This window comes from Paenibacillus sp. ov031, assembly GCF_900143165.1.
In the GTDB taxonomy this organism is placed as follows: domain Bacteria; phylum Bacillota; class Bacilli; order Paenibacillales; family Paenibacillaceae; genus Paenibacillus; species Paenibacillus marchantiae.
This window is the reverse complement of the sequence record NZ_FRDO01000001.1, coordinates 202,328-218,706: the sequence shown is the minus strand read 5'-3', so window position 1 is coordinate 218,706 and position 16,379 is coordinate 202,328. Positions and strand designations below refer to the sequence as shown.

At 47.1% G+C, this 16,379-nt stretch carries 12 protein-coding genes; 5 read left to right on the top strand and 7 right to left on the bottom strand.

Annotated elements, in window-relative coordinates; translation table 11 throughout:
* The first annotated feature begins 30 nt into the window (after positions 1 to 30).
* Together BUA17_RS00930 and BUA17_RS00925 are read left to right on the top strand one after the other, a co-directional pair.
* Positions 31 to 237, top strand: a complete 207-nt coding sequence (locus tag BUA17_RS00930; protein WP_063564708.1) for a hypothetical protein — start codon at positions 31 to 33, stop codon at positions 235 to 237.
* Between the two features lie 14 nt (positions 238 to 251).
* Positions 252 to 1,370: a GerAB/ArcD/ProY family transporter gene (locus BUA17_RS00925; RefSeq protein WP_063564709.1), complete on the top strand. Its 1,119-nt coding sequence runs from the start codon at positions 252 to 254 to the stop codon at positions 1,368 to 1,370.
* 8 nt (positions 1,371 to 1,378) lie between these two features.
* Here BUA17_RS00925 and BUA17_RS00920 read toward each other — a convergent pair whose 3' ends face one another.
* Complete coding sequence (locus tag BUA17_RS00920; RefSeq protein WP_063564710.1) at positions 1,379 to 1,852, bottom strand: RbsD/FucU family protein; 474 nt, start codon at positions 1,850 to 1,852, stop codon at positions 1,379 to 1,381.
* A gap of 299 nt (positions 1,853 to 2,151) precedes the next feature.
* On the opposite strand from BUA17_RS00920, the gene BUA17_RS00915 reads away from it, so the two are divergent.
* Both BUA17_RS00915 and BUA17_RS00910 read left to right on the top strand, forming a co-directional pair.
* Positions 2,152 to 2,580 carry a MarR family winged helix-turn-helix transcriptional regulator gene (locus BUA17_RS00915; protein ID WP_063564711.1) on the top strand — a complete coding sequence of 143 codons (429 nt, stop codon included), beginning with the start codon at positions 2,152 to 2,154 and terminating at the stop codon, positions 2,578 to 2,580.
* 31 nt (positions 2,581 to 2,611) lie between these two features.
* On the top strand, positions 2,612 to 3,934 hold the full coding sequence (locus BUA17_RS00910) for an MFS transporter (protein ID WP_072732352.1): 1,323 nt from the start codon (positions 2,612 to 2,614) through the stop codon (positions 3,932 to 3,934).
* Between the two features lie 94 nt (positions 3,935 to 4,028).
* Here BUA17_RS00910 and BUA17_RS00905 read toward each other — a convergent pair whose 3' ends face one another.
* The 4 genes from BUA17_RS00905 to yicI all read right to left on the bottom strand — a co-directional run bounded on the left by BUA17_RS00905 (position 4,029) and on the right by yicI (position 11,912).
* A complete protein-coding gene (locus BUA17_RS00905) occupies positions 4,029 to 5,330 on the bottom strand; it encodes a bacillibactin exporter BcbE (RefSeq protein ID WP_072732351.1) in 1,302 nt (433 codons plus the stop codon).
* Positions 5,331 to 5,507: 177 nt separating this feature from the next.
* Entirely contained in the window at positions 5,508 to 8,420 is a 2,913-nt protein-coding gene (locus tag BUA17_RS00900) for a glycoside hydrolase family 3 C-terminal domain-containing protein (RefSeq protein ID WP_072732350.1), read from the bottom strand.
* Between the two features lie 15 nt (positions 8,421 to 8,435).
* The gene (locus BUA17_RS00895) at positions 8,436 to 9,452 is read right to left on the bottom strand and encodes a phosphotransferase family protein (RefSeq protein ID WP_072732349.1); all 1,017 of its coding nucleotides are present in this window, start codon (positions 9,450 to 9,452) and stop codon (positions 8,436 to 8,438) included.
* Between the two features lie 141 nt (positions 9,453 to 9,593).
* A complete protein-coding gene (gene yicI, locus BUA17_RS00890; protein WP_072732348.1) occupies positions 9,594 to 11,912 on the bottom strand; it encodes an alpha-xylosidase in 2,319 nt (772 codons plus the stop codon).
* A gap of 172 nt (positions 11,913 to 12,084) precedes the next feature.
* Between yicI and BUA17_RS00885 the strand changes: the two genes are divergently transcribed.
* The gene (locus tag BUA17_RS00885; protein ID WP_072732347.1) at positions 12,085 to 12,999 is read left to right on the top strand and encodes an AraC family transcriptional regulator; all 915 of its coding nucleotides are present in this window, start codon (positions 12,085 to 12,087) and stop codon (positions 12,997 to 12,999) included.
* Positions 13,000 to 13,153: 154 nt separating this feature from the next.
* Here BUA17_RS00885 and BUA17_RS00880 read toward each other — a convergent pair whose 3' ends face one another.
* Entirely contained in the window at positions 13,154 to 14,074 is a 921-nt protein-coding gene (locus BUA17_RS00880) for a hypothetical protein (RefSeq protein ID WP_072732346.1), read from the bottom strand.
* A 390-nt stretch (positions 14,075 to 14,464) separates the two neighbouring features.
* The gene (locus BUA17_RS00875) at positions 14,465 to 16,321 is read right to left on the bottom strand and encodes an adenine deaminase (protein ID WP_072732345.1); all 1,857 of its coding nucleotides are present in this window, start codon (positions 16,319 to 16,321) and stop codon (positions 14,465 to 14,467) included.
* Positions 16,322 to 16,379: the final 58 nt, after the last annotated feature.

Sequence of the window (16,379 nt, the reverse complement as noted above, 5' to 3'; positions counted from 1 at the left end):
AAGCTTCAGGCCACTTTAGGAGGTAAACCAATGATTGCTGTTGTTTTGTTTGCCGTACTGTACATACTGGAGTGGCCCATGATCAAGTCCAGCAAAAAAGGAATGAAACGGGCCTATTTCATTCTGCTGGGGATATTTCTGCTGTGGAATACGTTGGCTGTCTCTGTACCGGGATGGCCTAATCCCAATGATGTCATCAGGCTGGTCTTTGGCTGGGCAGACCGCTTGTTTGGCTAAGAAAGGAGCACGCCATGATCAAATTGTCTGCCGGACAAGCGTACCGTTTTATGTTTGTCTACCTGTATTCCGAACCCATCGCTTTTCTTCTGCAGCGCTTGTTCAAAATGAGCGGTTATCAAGGGTGGATATCCATCCTTGGCGGGTTTGCGATCAGTCTGATTCTTCTCTTTTTCACATACAGATTGGGAGCGGTTTACCCTGATCGACCCTGGATTGATTTCGGTGAAGAAATTGTGGGCAAGGCCGTTCACAAGCTGTTCCTCGGCCTCATTGTATTACTGTGCCTGTATTTGATATCCGTTGACGTAGAGAATTTCATCGTTTTTCTGCAATCCATGTATTTACCCGAGACACCCATATGGCTGACAGCAACCGTAACTATTTTATGTATCAGCCTTTCAGCGCGCTCAGGTTTGATTACCATTGTCTATTTATCAGAAGGGATATTCCTGGTGCAAATCTTCACCTCTACTTTTCTCATGCCTGCTGTAATGGGTGGGGGGAATCCTGATGTACTGCTTGCCATGGTAACGCATCATGATCTGAAAGAAATTTTAACAGGCTCGATTTCAACCATGCCCTGGTTTTCCGAATGGATGATGTTCCTGTTCCTCGCCCCTGCCATTGCTTTCAGGCGGCCGCTTCTACGAAGTATGTTATTTGCAGGTTCTACGCTTGCATTATTCATTATCGTGTTCTGGATGTTTACGTTAATGAATTTTGGACCTTACGAAGCCAGCAGTCTTCGCTACCCTTTGCTGGAGATGATACGTTTTGCCCGTTACGGCGATTTTCTGGATAACCTGGACCCTTTCCTAATTGCCATCTGGTCTACGACCATGTTTACTCGCAGCTCGTTTCTGTTATACGTCGCCTCCGTTTGTCTTGCTAAACTTACCGGAGTTCGGCAGGAAAAAACGGTAGTTTACTTGCTAGCCGGAACTGCGGCTTCTTATGTGCTTCAATATGCAAAAGACGCGGCTTCCTATGAATTAGCCATTCGTTCTTACGCCATTGCTACATATGCCGTGCTTATCGAGAGTATGCCTATATTATATGTTGTTGTTTATTGGCTGCGATTTGGGAAAAGCAAAAAGGCGAGCGAGGCTTCTGCCGCCCCGTCGCCTTGAGCTTGGATTCAGTTCAGTTCAACTTTTTTCGCTTGTGGGTAAGGCTCTGTATCTGGAAAAATGACACCTTTTTTCAAAATCAAATTGGCATACTGCGCACGTTCACCGGTTGCAACAATGACATAGGCGCGAGAAGCCCGCTCATAAAAAGCAAAACGCTCTTCATGATCAAAGGCATCCGTGATGCCCTCATGGTCAAGGATCAGCCTGCGATAGTCTTCCCAGATGATAGGCACCACCTGATCCCCCTTGACGACCTGCATAACGGCTGCTGGCCGCTCAGCGTACGTATCGAGTGGATACAAACTTAAAATGGCATCCAGTAACTCCACGGTACCCAGCGCATCACAGCGAATCAACCGCTGGGCATGACTGGCTGCGGGGAAGTTGCCATCAGCCAGTACTAGTTCGTCTCCATGACCCATTTCAGACATGATCTTCAGCAGTTCCGGAGGTATTATTGCGGGAATGTTCTTCAGCATACTCAGCTCTCCTCAGTCAGCTCCAGAATCAGCTGGAGCGGATTCGTCTTCGTAACCTCACCATCATGTGGCCCAATTACCGCGATACAGCGGCACTTCTATTTTATCAATATTTACCAACGTTTGCATATTTCAATGTTCACATAAAACATTATTCCACTGCCAATCTCATATGAAAGGGTGTTATCATGACGCCGATATTCATAAATCCGTTTTGACAAAATTAATTGTTTAGCATATAGTTGTTATAACAAGTAAATGAATTGAGACTATTTTTATTTTAAGAAAGAGAGGATTATATGGGGAACGATTATTCACTCGATCAATCCATTGGATTCATGCTGGGCATGACACATCGCAAGGCGTCGGCTGTACTAGCCATACGATTCAAACCCTATGATATTACGACAGAGCAGTTTTCCGTTCTGTTCAATATCGGCAGAGGCGAAGGCGTGAACCAGAAGGAAGTCGCCAATCGCGTTTATAAGGACCAGCCCACAACTGCCCGCATTATTGATCTGTTGGAAAAGAAAGGCTGGGTCGAACGCCGGACCAGCGAACAGGATCGCAGAGCCTACTTGCTCTACTTGACCGATGAAGGAAAGATATTGCTTGACCAGCTTGTTCCGCTCGAAAGAGAAATGAATAAAAATCTGATTGAAGGTATACCCGAAGACCAGATGGAAGCATTTAGACATACTCTTTCCCTCATGAACAGCAACCTGTAACGAATTTTACACCAGGGGGAATGAACAACTAATGAAATCACAATCATCGCAAGTCAAACTATGGACCACCGATTTTATCCTGCTCATGTTATGTAACTTTCTACTCTTTCTACAACTCCACATGATTGTATCCCCACTGCCTTCTTATGTGCAGGACCGTTTTCACGCCAATGCCTTTGAAGTCAGCCTCTTCACCTGTCTTTTTGCCCTTAGCGCCATTGCTGCCCGGCTCTATTCAGCCAAAGCATTGGAGAAGGGTCTTCGTAATGCCATGATCTATATTGGCCTGACAGTTGCCTTACTCGCTACACTTGGATATTATTTTGCTGCTGGGATTGCGGTCCTGTTATTGCTGCGCATGGTGTTCGGTATCGGATTCGGTATGAGTAGCACGGCTTTCCCGACTATGGCGTCGGATATTGTGCCTGTGAAACGGATGGGTGAAGGTATGGGCTATTTCGGCCTGTCTACAAGTCTGGCCATGTCCATGGGTCCCATTATTGGGGTCACGTTGCTTCAGGGTGCCGGGTTCATGACACTCATGTTATGTACGGCAGGTGTTATTGTGGTCATCTATCCGCTCAGCTATTCACTGACACGCAAGAAAGCTCGTAGGGTCAATGATGAGGTGATACCAACACCTCCTGTTGGAACAGCTGCGATATCAGGCACCAAAGTAAAGACGCCTTTCAATCGCAAACTGATTCTGCCAAGTGTACTGAATTGTTTACTGTCCATCACGTATGGCGGACTGGTCGGATTCATCGTTTTGTACGGAAAGGAAGCCAACCTGGCTAACCCTGCACTGTTCTTTTTGTTTAATGCTCTCGCTGTACTGCTGGTTAGACCGTTTGCAGGTCGGATCTATGACAGTAAAGGTCCAAAAGCCTTACTGATTCCCGGAGCGATATTCATCGCTGCTGGACTGATCACGCTCTCTTACGCTTCGTCGATGTCCATCTTGTTTGTCGCTGCATTTTTATATGGAATTGGATATGGTTCAATACAGTCTTCCATGCAGACCTGGATGATTCAGATTGTCTCCCCTTCACAGCGCGGTATGGCTAACGGCATGTTTCTGAATACGCTGGATCTGGGGATTGCTCTGGGAGCACTTCTGCTGGGCGCTATTGCTTCCATAACCAGTTATACCGATATGTACCGTTATTCCATTGTGTTCATGATTCTATTCCTCCTGATATACCTGATTCAAGGGAAACGAAATGGAGGGTTTGCGGTGCCTGTGCATCCGTTATTGACGCATACACATATCGCTGCCCAGGATTCCGATCGGCATGAGCTTACCGAGACTGCAACCGAGAAGAACACAACTACTCAGCAAAAAGATAATTGATGTAACTACACTGTTATCCTTCGATTCATTAAAACGCGTTTACTCTGTGAGGAAAGATACATCCCTCAGAGTAAACGCGTTTTTATATTTTAATTCAGAGTGGACTTTTCTTTCTCCGCCCCGGCAGATAACCACTGGGCTGTTTCACTTCATCATAATCACGTTCACGTTGATTTTGACCACTGCCTGATGTGGGCTGATTTCCCTTATCTGGCTTGACTGCCAATAACGTGAGTAGCCCTCCCACCGCCCCCGACGCGGCGAGAATACCAAACAGAAGGAAATGGTGGGAAGAGATCAACAATGACACGACAGGAGGACCGAGAGACACACCGATAAAACGCATGCTGCTGAATAACGCCGTGATGGTGCCGCGTTGTTCCTTGTCCACCCCTTCAGTAACCATAGCATCCAGACATGGCAGCGTAGCGCCTATTCCCGCTCCACCAAGGGTGAACAAACCAACAACTACATAAATGTTGTCAAAAAGCCCGATCACGCCAAGAGATACAGTTAAAACAGCAAGTCCGATAAAACCAAGCCATTTCATCCGTGTCTTGTTCTTTCCTATCCATTTTCCAGCAAAGAAAGACGCCAGACACAAGGCTGCCAGTGGTATAGCAAGTACAAGTCCTTTAAGTACACCCTTTAATTTGAACTCCGATTCCAACGTCTCCGATAGATAAAAGAGCACACCAAAGAGAACAAACATGCAAATACCGCCAATCGCAAAAATCGCATACAGCCAGCGGCCCTTTTCTTTCAGCACACTGCGGATGGAAGCAACAAATTCGGGAAAGCTCTTTGGTTCTTCCTTCCTCTTGGGTGTTTTCACCAGAAAAATAACCAGAACCAATGAAAGCACACAAAGTACCGGAATAGCCATAAAAGGCAAATACCAAATCCATACAGCCAAAGCTGCACCCAAAATCGGACTTAGTACCTTGCCGAAGGTATTCGAGGTTTCAATAATGCCAAGGCTTTTACTTACCTCGTTTTCATCATCGAACATATCACCCACCAATGGAATGACAATCGGGAAAGCCCCTGCTGCTCCTATCCCTTGCAAAAGTCTGCCACCGAGAATACTCCAGTATGCCACATTTCCATCTAGCATCCAGGCTGCTCCTCCTGCTACCGCGCCTCCTGCGGCTGCAATGATGAGACTGGGGATAATAACGGCTTTCCTGCCGAATCGATCCGACAGATATCCTGCAAGTGGAATGAGCAGGATTGCGACGACCGCATAAACCGTAATTAACATGCTGACCTTGAATGAGGACACTTTCAATTCACGCTCAATCTGCGGAAGGATGGGGATCAGCATAGAGTTACCCAGTGTCATAATAACCGGGATGGAAGCGAGTGCGACGAGGTCCCACTTTTTATCTTTCATACCTCAACCACCTTTACAGAATCAGAAAACAACAACGTTATTGTGGGTTGTTCTGCAGTTGAATATACGGCCTATGTAAAAAAGGTCACTGGGGATAACAGCGCAAAAAGGCTGTCGCACTAAATTCAGTGCCAGGACAGCCTTTTGGCCATGCATTATGAAGATCAACAAATCAACTTATTTCAACACAAATTGCTGAAGGGCTGCACCGCCCCTGAAAACAATGCAGAGCTGGTCAATCTCACGCTCTCCCTTCAGGGAACAGCGAACTGTGCTCCACTGAAGATTCTTCCCGTTGACTGTTCCAGCGGGACCAGGAACGACACAAGTGCCGAGCAGTGGGCCTTCCGGACCTTCCGCCCGAATCTCCAATTCGCCACCCTCTCCGAAGGCTGCCACCCGACCCTCAAACGCACTAGCTTGCCGGAAAACATTGTCGTGGAATGAAATCCAGGAAGAACGACCTTCATGATACAGCGGTTCGCCTGAAGCAATGGCTCGGACGGCTGAACGCCCTTCCAGACACTCATCCAACAGAACGCCTGCATATGCATCGTAATTTTCCGCAAATGTAGGCAGATTCAGCGCGCGTGCAGGAATAGTTTCACCCTCGATGAGAATTTCTGCGGTCTGACGAATATCTGCTGAGGAACGTCCAGCCATGATCGACCAGGCGGCGGATTCAAGACAATATTTGTCTCGAGTTACATCCCAGAAGGCCAGTTTTTGAACAGGAATTTCGAAAGATAGAGTTTCCACGGCGCCAGAAGCAAGATGAATGCGTCGGAAAGCGATCAACTGACGTTGTGGTCGCTTCACCCGTGAAGTTTGGGCGTGCCCGTACACCTGCACCACTTCATCGCTGGCACGTGCCCCTTTGTTCTCGACCTGCACTTCAATCTTCAGCACATCATCTCCAGAAGATCCCTGTGCCCGCTCCACTCGAATCGCCTTATACTCAAATTCCGAATAGGTTAATCCATGACCAAAGGGATACAGGACTGGACCTTCATGATACATATAGGTTGTACCGTTATGAATAATGTCGTAATCCATGATGTCAGGCAGCTGTGATTCATCCTCATACCATGTCATATTCAGTCTACCAGCAGGAGCATAATTACCGAGCAGAACATCCGTAACCGCATTCCCCAATTCTTGGCCTGCATGCGTCAGGTATACGATTGCCGGAGCCACGTCTTTTAACTCTTGCAGTGCAAATGGATAACTGCCAACAATGACAACGACCGTATTCGGGTTCACTTGGCAGACTTCTCTTACCAGTCGGGCCTGCTCAGGCGGAAGCAGCAGACTTGGGCGATCGATCTCCTCTTTGCCGTTAATATATGGACTATTACCTACAACAACGATAGAAACGTCACTATTCTGAGCAGCTTTTTTCGCCTGCTCTATTCCGTTAGCAACAATGTCCAGCTTGAACACAGGAGGTTTCTGCTTCCCTTCTACGGCATCCGGATTACCAGATGAACTCAAGTCCTCGTCTTTTTGTTCCGGCGTTGGGGACAGCACCAGTTGCCCCTGATGTTCATCCAGCCTCAGTGGCAGTCCGTTCCACGTACGCAACGTGCTGGTTCCATCCGCTTGTGAATCAATCTGTACCACTTCCTTGACGAACCAGCCACCAATCTCCGGCGCATTCGCCTGATAGATGCCCTGTTCGGTTAACGAAACATAGCGATTATTTTTCACACTGCGAAGCGTATGACTTCCCCAGCCCCAGTCCTGATGGATGAACTCAGCGGCCTCCGCACTACCTTCCGGCACGGCTACAAGCTTTCCTTCAGCACCGAGCGTGATCACCTTTCCATCGGCTGTCTTCAGGCTGATGCGATCATTCCCATCTGCAAAAGATATTTCAGCTCCAGCAAGCTGCTTGCGTAGTCCTTCCAAAACGGTAACACGATAAGGCAGTGTGCCGCTATACCAATCGGTATAGACCACATCCGCGAGGGGACCGATTACGCTAACCTTCTGTAATCTTTCCGATTGGAGAGGAAGCAGTCCGTCATTTTTGAGTAAAACGATAGACTCGGCTGCTGCTCTATAACTTAATTTGGCATGTTCAGGCGCACACAATACAGATTCCGATATTGAAGCATACGGGTTAAGTCCCGTCTGATCCAGTTGTCCAAGCCGCATCCGCACGCCAAAAATATTACGAATGGCCCGGTCAAGATCCTCGACCTCCAGCAAGTTACGCTCAAGCGCCTCTTCCAAGGCAGATACTACCAAGTCAACCTCGTCCGTCAGACAGTCCACACCTGCCTTTATAGCCCCTGCTGCCGATTCCGCATGCGTAGCATGATAACCGTGATAATTGACCGTCTGGGACAAATCTCCCCCGTCACACACGATAAATCCAGGCATAGCCCACTCACCCTTGACCACATCATTCACATATGGACTTTCAATAGCGGGTGTGCCGTTGATCGAATTGTAGGCTGTCATCATGGAAAAGGCCCCGCCTTCTACGAAAGGCGTCTCGAATGCTTTTAAATAATATTCACGCAAGTTCCGCGGATCGATGCTGGATGAACAATTCAACCGATCCTTCTCGTTATTGTTGGCAAAAAAGTGCTTCAACGTCGCTACCATTTTAAGATAGAAAGAATGATTACCCTGCATACCCTTCACAAGAGCTGCCGACATTTCACCTGTCAGTACGGGGTCCTCACCATATCCTTCTTCCGTTCTCCCCCAACGGGGATCACGTTCCAGATCGACAGTTGGCGCCCATAAGGTCAAGCCGTGACGCTCCGGTGCACGATGGTGGTATGCTCTGGCTTCATCTCCGATGACGGAACCAATTTCGCGCATGAGCTTGGTATTCCAGGTGCTCGACAGACCGAGCGGCTGCGGAAAAACGGTAGCCTCACCTATCCAGGCAACCCCGTGAGCCGCTTCGCCTCCCACATTGTAACCGGGTATTCCCAATCGGGGTACTGCGGCTTCGCGTGTAGGAATTAATCGGATTTTCTCCTCCGTTGTCAGACGCGCAATCAAGTCATTCAATCGTTCTTCCAATGGTAATGCTGCGTCCCACATCGGATATTGCATATACTCTTTCATACTAAACCCTCCTTCTTATTCGTTAAGTTTGAGTCCCTTCCATTCTTTCAATAGATCCAGTGTACGCTCACGATACTTCTCTCCTGCCTCCGGCTGATCCACCTGATGTTCATGCACATATGCGTTAAAGTAAGAGGAAAGTATGCGATAGGCAAGAAGGCGTGCCTGTCCCTTATCGGACATATCCTGTGGCCGGCCATAACCTTCATGAAAACCAGCTGATGATTCTGTCGATAAAATCGCCTCAAACGCCCTGTCCGCAAACATGGAACGATCCCCATCAATGATGGCGGCTATGTTTAGCTGCCCGTTCTCCTCATGAACAAGCACGTTGGCTTCCCACAGATCATTATGAACAAGAACCGGAACAGTCACCTGATCAAATAAATCCTTATTGGTTATGAACATATCTGCGATTTCTTCTCCCACACCTGGCATATACCCGGCTTGTGAAGCTTTGAGTGCCGTCTCTTCTGCAAAAGAGTGTAGCACCTCGGACCAATGATCCGAGCCTTTAATCGTCCCATTCCCTTGCGGCCAACCAAACGATGCACCCTCAATCTGATGCATGACAGCGGTATAAGCGCCGAGCTGATGATATAATCGCTCTTTATCTGACTCCGAGATCGATGGATGATCCAATTGATTACTGGGGATAAACTCCATAAACATGTAGGTTCTCGGAATGATCGATCCACTGTCATTACAGGCAATAATGTTTGGAGCGGGAATGCCTGCTTTACGGTAATATTCATAAACGACAGGTTCAGCAGACATCATCGTCCGTTCAAATGAAAATAACGGATCTCCAGCAGAGCCCAATGGCAATTCTACACGCTCTGGAGCCAAACGTAAGATCACATCCGTGTACGACGCATGTTCAAGCTGAATTCGATACGTTGTATTAAAAAGTCCACCCTGTAAAAGTGCAAAACTCTTCACAATGGTAGCGGTTCCAAAAGTGTTTTCTACCAACTGATGCAGCATCTCTGCTGTAATGGTTTGGTGTAAACCTGAATTCGTTGTACTCATTTGATATAATCCCCTATCTTTATCTGTCGCTAGCAACTAAATGATACTACCATTTCTTTGTTAGAACCATACTTCCATGGCACGACAGTAGACAAACAGACGGCACCTTGCGGTACCGTCCTTCTGTTCATCCAATAAACATTACAGTTGAATTGTAAGCGAGCTAGCACCTGCTGCTGCCGTAACGACAACACCATTTGCACCAGACATTTGGGAACCACCCTCTACGCCGGATACACTCTCAATGCCACGCAGCACGAGATTCCATGTTTTGCCTGCACCTTCAGCACGAACTTCCAGAACAGAACCGTTACGTGATACGTTAACAACCAGCTCCTGCTCACCACTTTGGTTTACAACCACCGCTTGAGCGGAGTTGCTGTCAGCCAGTTCGAACAAGTGAAGGGACACATTGTCCGCAAAGTCATAATCCGGTTTGCTATCCACAGCACCAACAGCAATCAGGCTGTTTGGCTTAACCATCATTGGCAGTGTTTTGAAGTCATGGTTTTCGCTAATCCAACGTCCACCTTCAACTTTGGCACCTGTCAGATAGTTGGTCCATGTACCTTCAGGCAGGTAATAACGAACATCACCCTCCTTGTTGAAGATTGGAGCCACCAGAATCGAATCACCAAACATGTATTGTGTATCCAGGCTATATGTTGTTGGATCCTCTGGGAAATCAAGCAGCATAGCGCGCATCATTGGAATACCTTTTACAGTCGACTCGACCGCAGAATTGTAAAGATACGGCATCAGGCTGATTTTGAGTTTGGTAAAGTCACGAACAACGTCCACGGATTCCTCGTCAAACAGCCAAGGCACACGATACGAAGTGCTTCCGTGTAGGCGGCTGTGAGAAGATAAAAGTCCGAATTGTACCCAGCGTTTGTATACGTCAGGGGTCGCTGTACTTTCAAAGCCGCTAATATCATGGCTCCAGAATCCGAAACCGGAAAGTCCAAGTGAGAGGCCGCCTCGAAGTGATTCAGCCATGGATTCATAAGTAGAAGAGCAATCTCCGCCCCAGTGAACCGGGAACTGTTGACCACCTGCTGTTGCAGAGCGTGCAAACAGGGCAGCCTCGTTTTTGCCAATCTTATCTTCCAGCAATTCAAATACAGCTTTGTTATAGAGCTGTGTATAATAGTTGTGCATTTTAACCGGATCAGAGCCATCGAAGTACACGACATCTGTCGGAATTCTTTCACCGAAGTCTGTTTTGAATGAATCAACACCTTGATCAAGCAGGACTTCCAGCTTGCTCTTATACCAATTAACAGCATCTGGGTTCGTGAAATCAACCAGTGCCATACCTGCTTGCCACAAATCCCATTGCCATACGCTGCCATCCGCTGTTTTTACCAGATAACCGTTCTCCATACCTTCATCGAACAAGTAGGATTTTTCTGCAATGTATGGATTGATCCACGCGCAGATTTTGAGTCCTTTTTCTTTCAGACGTGCAAGCATACCTTCCGGATCTGGGAACATCGCTTCATCCCATACGAAATCAGACCATTGGTATTCCTTCATCCAGAAGCAGTCAAAATGGAATACAGAAAGCGGAAGATCACGTTCAGCCATGCCATCTACGAAATGGTTAACCGTTGCTTCATCATAATCCGTTGTGAATGATGTTGTCAGCCACAGACCAAACGTCCATGCCGGTGGAAGCGCTGGTTTACCTGTTAATTTCGTATAATTATCAAGTACATCCTTTGGATTGTCCCCACCGATAATGAAGTATTCCAAAGTCTCGCCTTCTACGCTGAACTGCACTTTAGATACATTCTCAGATGCAATCTCATACGATACGCGTTCAGGATGGTTTACAAATACGCCATATCCTTTGTTGGACAAGTAGAAAGGAATATTCTTATAGGACTGCTCACTGCTTGTACCGCCGTCCTCATTCCAAGTGTCCACCACTTGGCCATTCTTAACAAACGGCGTAAAGCGCTCACCAAGTCCGTAAACGTATTCACCAATGCCGAGATCAAGCTGCTCGCGGAAGTACGCTTCCTTACTTGGACCTGTAATATAACCAGCCGCTCTTTGACCGCTACCTGTAATCCGTTTTCCTCCATACAGGAAGCTGACGTCCCAACCGTTCGTTTTGTCGATTTGAACTTCCAGATTGCCGCTTTTCAAAACAGCGCCTTGTTCATTTTTCGAGATGTCTACTTTCACATCTTGATGGTTAAGCTCAAATTCAGGCCCTTTTTTCACTCTGCCCTTATGGTGATTCAAGGTTACGCGAATAACGTTAGGCATAGGGGAGCTGTATGTTGCTTTAAGTAATGTACCGTTCAACGTGTCGCCTTTGGTACGAATATATTTAGTAGCCGCATGTACGGTTAAAGAATCCTCTTTTTGCACAATATCACGAATGTCAGTCGGGTTTTGAACGTGGTACCCTTCACGAGTCATCCAGAATCCATCAGTAAATTTCATGTTTTCTTTCCCCCTTCGGTTATACTATAATAATATTGACATTAATAACGAATTTCTTCTCATATTTTGACCAAATATATCACGATTCTGATATTTCATATCCGATTCTTTATAAACACCACCAATCTATGGGAACGTTTACATTAATAATGATGCAAAAGGAGATTCTCATATGGAACGTGAACGATTACGGGAAGACCGGATTCACGGCAATGCCATGTATCCAGTCAGTGTGTACCCGGATATTCAACAATTGAATGGCGACAGCATTCTCGATTGCCATTGGCATGACGAGATGGAGTTCACCATGGTGACTCAGGGCAGTGCTGTTTTTCAAATTGATATGAATACGGTAGAGGTTCAGGCGGGAGAAGCCATCTTTATTAATCGGGGGGAAATTCACGCAGGCTACCTTAAAGGCGATGTCCCCTGTGTTTTTTCATCCATTGTATTTAATCCGGAGCTGTTAGGCAGTCGGACGTTTGATGCCGTACAGGAGAAGTTCATTGGCCCGCTAGTGCATAAAACAGTTCTTCCCCCTTACCATATCCAAACCGATGAAGCGTGGGGGCAAGAAATCATTTTTCATTTGAAACGAATTTTCGCCGATCATGCCACTGGCACACCAACCTGCGAGATGACAACCAAAGCTTACCTCTATTTAATATTTGCACAAATGTTTGAACATATGAGACCTGCTGCACTCAAAGGGACCGTTCCGTCAGGCAGCCACGATAAAGTGGAGCGCCTGAAATCAGTTCTAAGCTATATTCACAATCGTTACCCCGAACCACTCAAGTTAAAAGAACTGGCAGATGAGGCCAACATGAGCGAAGGACATTTTTGCCGCTTTTTCAAACAGATGGTGCAGAAAAGTCCGGTCGACTATATCAACTATTATCGCATCCAGCAGGCCTGTGTTCAGCTTGAGAATACCGATCACAAAATTGTGGATATTGCCATGGACGTTGGGTTCGAGCATTTGAGCTACTTCATTACAACATTCAAGAAACACAAGAATATTACCCCGTCCCAATATCGCAAAATGTTTTATGAGAAAGTGGCGATGGAACCTGCACTGGTCTAAGCTTAAACTCCTATCCGGTGCGGTACTCAGCACATTGAATTGACGATTGTTCAATGCTCTCCACTTATATTTCAGATAGAAGATGCAAAGAAGGTGCTACAACCTGTTCGGTCGTAAGCACCTTCTTTATCATTCTGATGAATGGAACTCCATTTTACTTTTTCAAAGTCTCCCATGAGCTGTACTCATGCACAGAGAATCCGTTAAAGGACGAGTGCACACTTGCCATTTTCTCGACCAGCTTAAGCTGTGCCTCCATATACGCTGTACCCTCTTCATAAAAGGTAATAAAATCGCCTTCCTTGCTTTGCTTGGTCTCCACGGCGATCGATACCGTTTTACCCAAAAGTGACGCTTCCTCAAGCTCATCCTTCGCTACATTATAGATGGCCGCAGCGGTATCCCGGTAAGCCATAATGGTAATCGAGTCAAACTTGCGGATCATCCAGCTGCTTACATTCATCGTGGAACCCGGAATTTTATAACCATCCAGCCAGAAAGGCAGGTCAGCGGCAACAGGCATCTTCATCCGTGCGGCCCGATCGACAATGTATTGAACGTTCCCCTGCCACTGCGTAATCACACTGGCTTGATTGGTTTTCCACTCTGGATGTACATGAGGTTCAATGTCCAAATGGATGCCGGCAAACTTCTCATTGGGCTCTACTTGATTTTGATACGCTTCAACCCAGTCCAGAAAATCTGCAATTTGATCCCGGCTCTCCGTCAGTCCCCAAGCAGGTCTTCCATCCATAACGTCTACGGCAATATTTTTCTCTCTGGCCCTACGAATAAAATCCGTATAGTACGGAAGCTTTACATCCCGATTCATTTGTAGGTAGATCGTATTGATTTTGTTCGTTGTGGCAAACTTCAGCACTAGCTGAGGGTTACTTTGAATCTGCGTCGTGTCCCATACCCAGGTTGCTCTTACGGTTCCCTGTACCGTTCCATGGATGGTTTCATAACTGTCGACTGAGCCAAGTGCAGTGGCCTTGCAAACATAAGTATTCCCTACAAACAGCATGAAACAACTGATTAACAAGATGAATTGGTATCTTCTTTTGCTTTTCATATTTGTACACTCCCTTTGATGTTATGCAGCTCTATCGTGCAAATCTCGATGAAATTCTGTCGTTTTATATTCATTCATTGGATACGATTTCGATGTACGACTATTTACATTGCTTTTATATGCAACATCATCTCTTAGACTCACGACGAAAGAATCATATAACATTATTTCGGGTATTCACACTTCTGTATTTATAGTTCTAAAGTCTCATTTATGAAAAACTTTTTAATTTAAGCCTAATTCCACCCCAACATGGGTTAATTTTTGCATATGTACAACAGACGACTCAAGACCTAGTAAGCGTTTTCCTCTGAAAATAAAAAAAGGCCGCCCAAAGGCGACCTACACTTCTCTTCCCATTTCAAGGAAGAATGGATACGCTATTATTCATTAATTACCAGCTGGAGCAGCCGGTGTATTCTCCACCATCTCATCAAACAGGGATACCAGCTCAATGCCTTCTGCCGAAATGCGTACCAGTCCTTTATCAGACAAGCGCAATTCCGGAATAACAACAAGTGCCAGCAGAGATAGCGTCATAAACGCATTATTTAACGTACAGCCCGCAGACTGTAACGCTTCACTGACAGCCGCAGATTGAGCTGCTACCACTTCAAAAGATTCCGTGGACATCAAGCCTGCAATGCGCAGCGGGAATTCAGTCACACCAGAGGCAGTCACGACAGCTACGCCGCCCTGCATTCCAATGACCCGGTTGCCCGCTTCAGCCATCAATGCGTCATCATTCCCGATAATGAGCAGATTGTGGCTGTCATGCGCAACGGTCATCGCAATGGCCGCAGGACCTGTGAAGCCTATGCCCCCAACAAGAGCAACGGCGCGATTGCCCGTTTGTTTGTGACGCTCCAGCACTGCAATTTTGCAGATTTCACCTGATGTTGAAACGACGACATTGCCATGTTCTACCGTGACATTAACATGCTTCTCCTTGGTATCCACATGATTCTCCGTCACATGAATGACTTTCGCTCCAATCGTACCTTCGGTAATCGGCGCAGACAGCTCCATATCCTTCGGCCGGATGTTGGCTTCCAGTTTCACGGTGTTCAGCGCCTCTTCCGGATATGTGAAGCTGTCCCAGACCGCTGTCATTTTGCCGTTCTCTGCCACGATATGCCCTGCGGCAATCGTCATGCCTACACGGACATCAGCCAAGCGTCCATCCAGCAAAATAATGTCGGCGATATTCCCCGGAATAACCGCACCAATATCGCGTGCTACACCGAAACGTTCAGCCGTATTAATCGTTGCCATCTGGAAAGCGGTAACCGGCTTCACTCCTTGAGAAATGGCCAAACGCACAACAAAGTCCATATGGCCTTCTTTGAGCAGCGATTCCGAACTCCGGTCATCAGTCACCAGCATCATGCGACGTGTATCCAGGCCAAGCTCTGTACAGGCTTTGATCGTTTCCGCAACGTCATGCCAAGCAGAGCCCTGACGCATTTTGGCGTACATGCCAAGCCGCAGGCGTTCCACTACATCTTCCTTCGTAACACATTCATGATCCCCCGTAACGCCGCTTGCTGCGTAGGCTGGCAGACGCCAGTCATCCGCTGCCCAGGTGAAGTGACCGTCTGCCACCTTGCCCGCTCGGAGCGTCGCCTGAATCTCACCGATCATCGTCTCGTCCCCGTACACGACCCCAGGGAAGTTCATCACTTCACCGAGACCAATCATATCCGGACCCCAGGAGAGGGCTTCCGCCACTTCTTCCGGTCCAATATAAGCGCCTGTTGTCTCCAGTCCAGGATGTGTGGAAGGAACACAGGAAGCCACCTGCATATAAGCAGCCATTGGCGTCGTCCGTGCTTCATCCAGCATCAATCGCAGACCTTTGAGTCCAAGCACATTGGAGATCTCATGCGGGTCAAAGAACCCTCCCGTTGTACCGGAAGGTAGAACGGCTCTCGCAAACTCCGTTACTTTCATTTGTGTACTTTCAATGTGACAGTGCCCATCCAGCAATCCGGGAGCAATGTATTTGCCTTCAGCCTCAATGATGCGTGTATTCTCTCCAATTGTATGGCTTACATCTTTACCAACATATGCAATCCGGGCTCCCTGTACCGCTACAGACATGCCCGGCAAAATTTCACCCGAAACCACATTAACCAGCGTTCCGCCCCGAATGACCAAGGTAGCAGGCAAGTCTCCCCGTGCTGTTGCCACCAGATCCGGTACGCAATCCGCCATTAATGGGCGTTCAAAAGATGGTGTGTTCATGTTGCTGCCTCCTTCATTAAATAAACGATCCAAAAAAAAATAGATTGTTACGATTATA

What these genes read in the sequence shown, in the direction of transcription:
- BUA17_RS00900 (WP_072732350.1), bottom strand. Translation starts at nt 8,420, where the DNA reads ATGAAAGAGTATATGCAATATCCGATGTGGGACGCAGCATTACCATTG.
- BUA17_RS00905 (WP_072732351.1), bottom strand. Translation starts at nt 5,330, where the DNA reads ATGAAAGATAAAAAGTGGGACCTCGTCGCACTCGCTTCCATCCCGGTT.
- BUA17_RS00925 (WP_063564709.1), top strand. Translation starts at nt 252, where the DNA reads ATGATCAAATTGTCTGCCGGACAAGCGTACCGTTTTATGTTTGTCTAC.
- yicI (WP_072732348.1), bottom strand. Translation starts at nt 11,912, where the DNA reads ATGAAATTTACTGATGGATTCTGGATGACTCGTGAAGGGTACCACGTT.
- BUA17_RS00915 (WP_063564711.1), top strand. Translation starts at nt 2,152, where the DNA reads ATGGGGAACGATTATTCACTCGATCAATCCATTGGATTCATGCTGGGC.
- BUA17_RS00875 (WP_072732345.1), bottom strand. Translation starts at nt 16,321, where the DNA reads ATGAACACACCATCTTTTGAACGCCCATTAATGGCGGATTGCGTACCG.
- BUA17_RS00910 (WP_072732352.1), top strand. Translation starts at nt 2,612, where the DNA reads ATGAAATCACAATCATCGCAAGTCAAACTATGGACCACCGATTTTATC.
- BUA17_RS00920 (WP_063564710.1), bottom strand. Translation starts at nt 1,852, where the DNA reads ATGCTGAAGAACATTCCCGCAATAATACCTCCGGAACTGCTGAAGATC.
- BUA17_RS00895 (WP_072732349.1), bottom strand. Translation starts at nt 9,452, where the DNA reads ATGAGTACAACGAATTCAGGTTTACACCAAACCATTACAGCAGAGATG.
- BUA17_RS00880 (WP_072732346.1), bottom strand. Translation starts at nt 14,074, where the DNA reads ATGAAAAGCAAAAGAAGATACCAATTCATCTTGTTAATCAGTTGTTTC.
- BUA17_RS00885 (WP_072732347.1), top strand. Translation starts at nt 12,085, where the DNA reads ATGGAACGTGAACGATTACGGGAAGACCGGATTCACGGCAATGCCATG.
- BUA17_RS00930 (WP_063564708.1), top strand. Translation starts at nt 31, where the DNA reads ATGATTGCTGTTGTTTTGTTTGCCGTACTGTACATACTGGAGTGGCCC.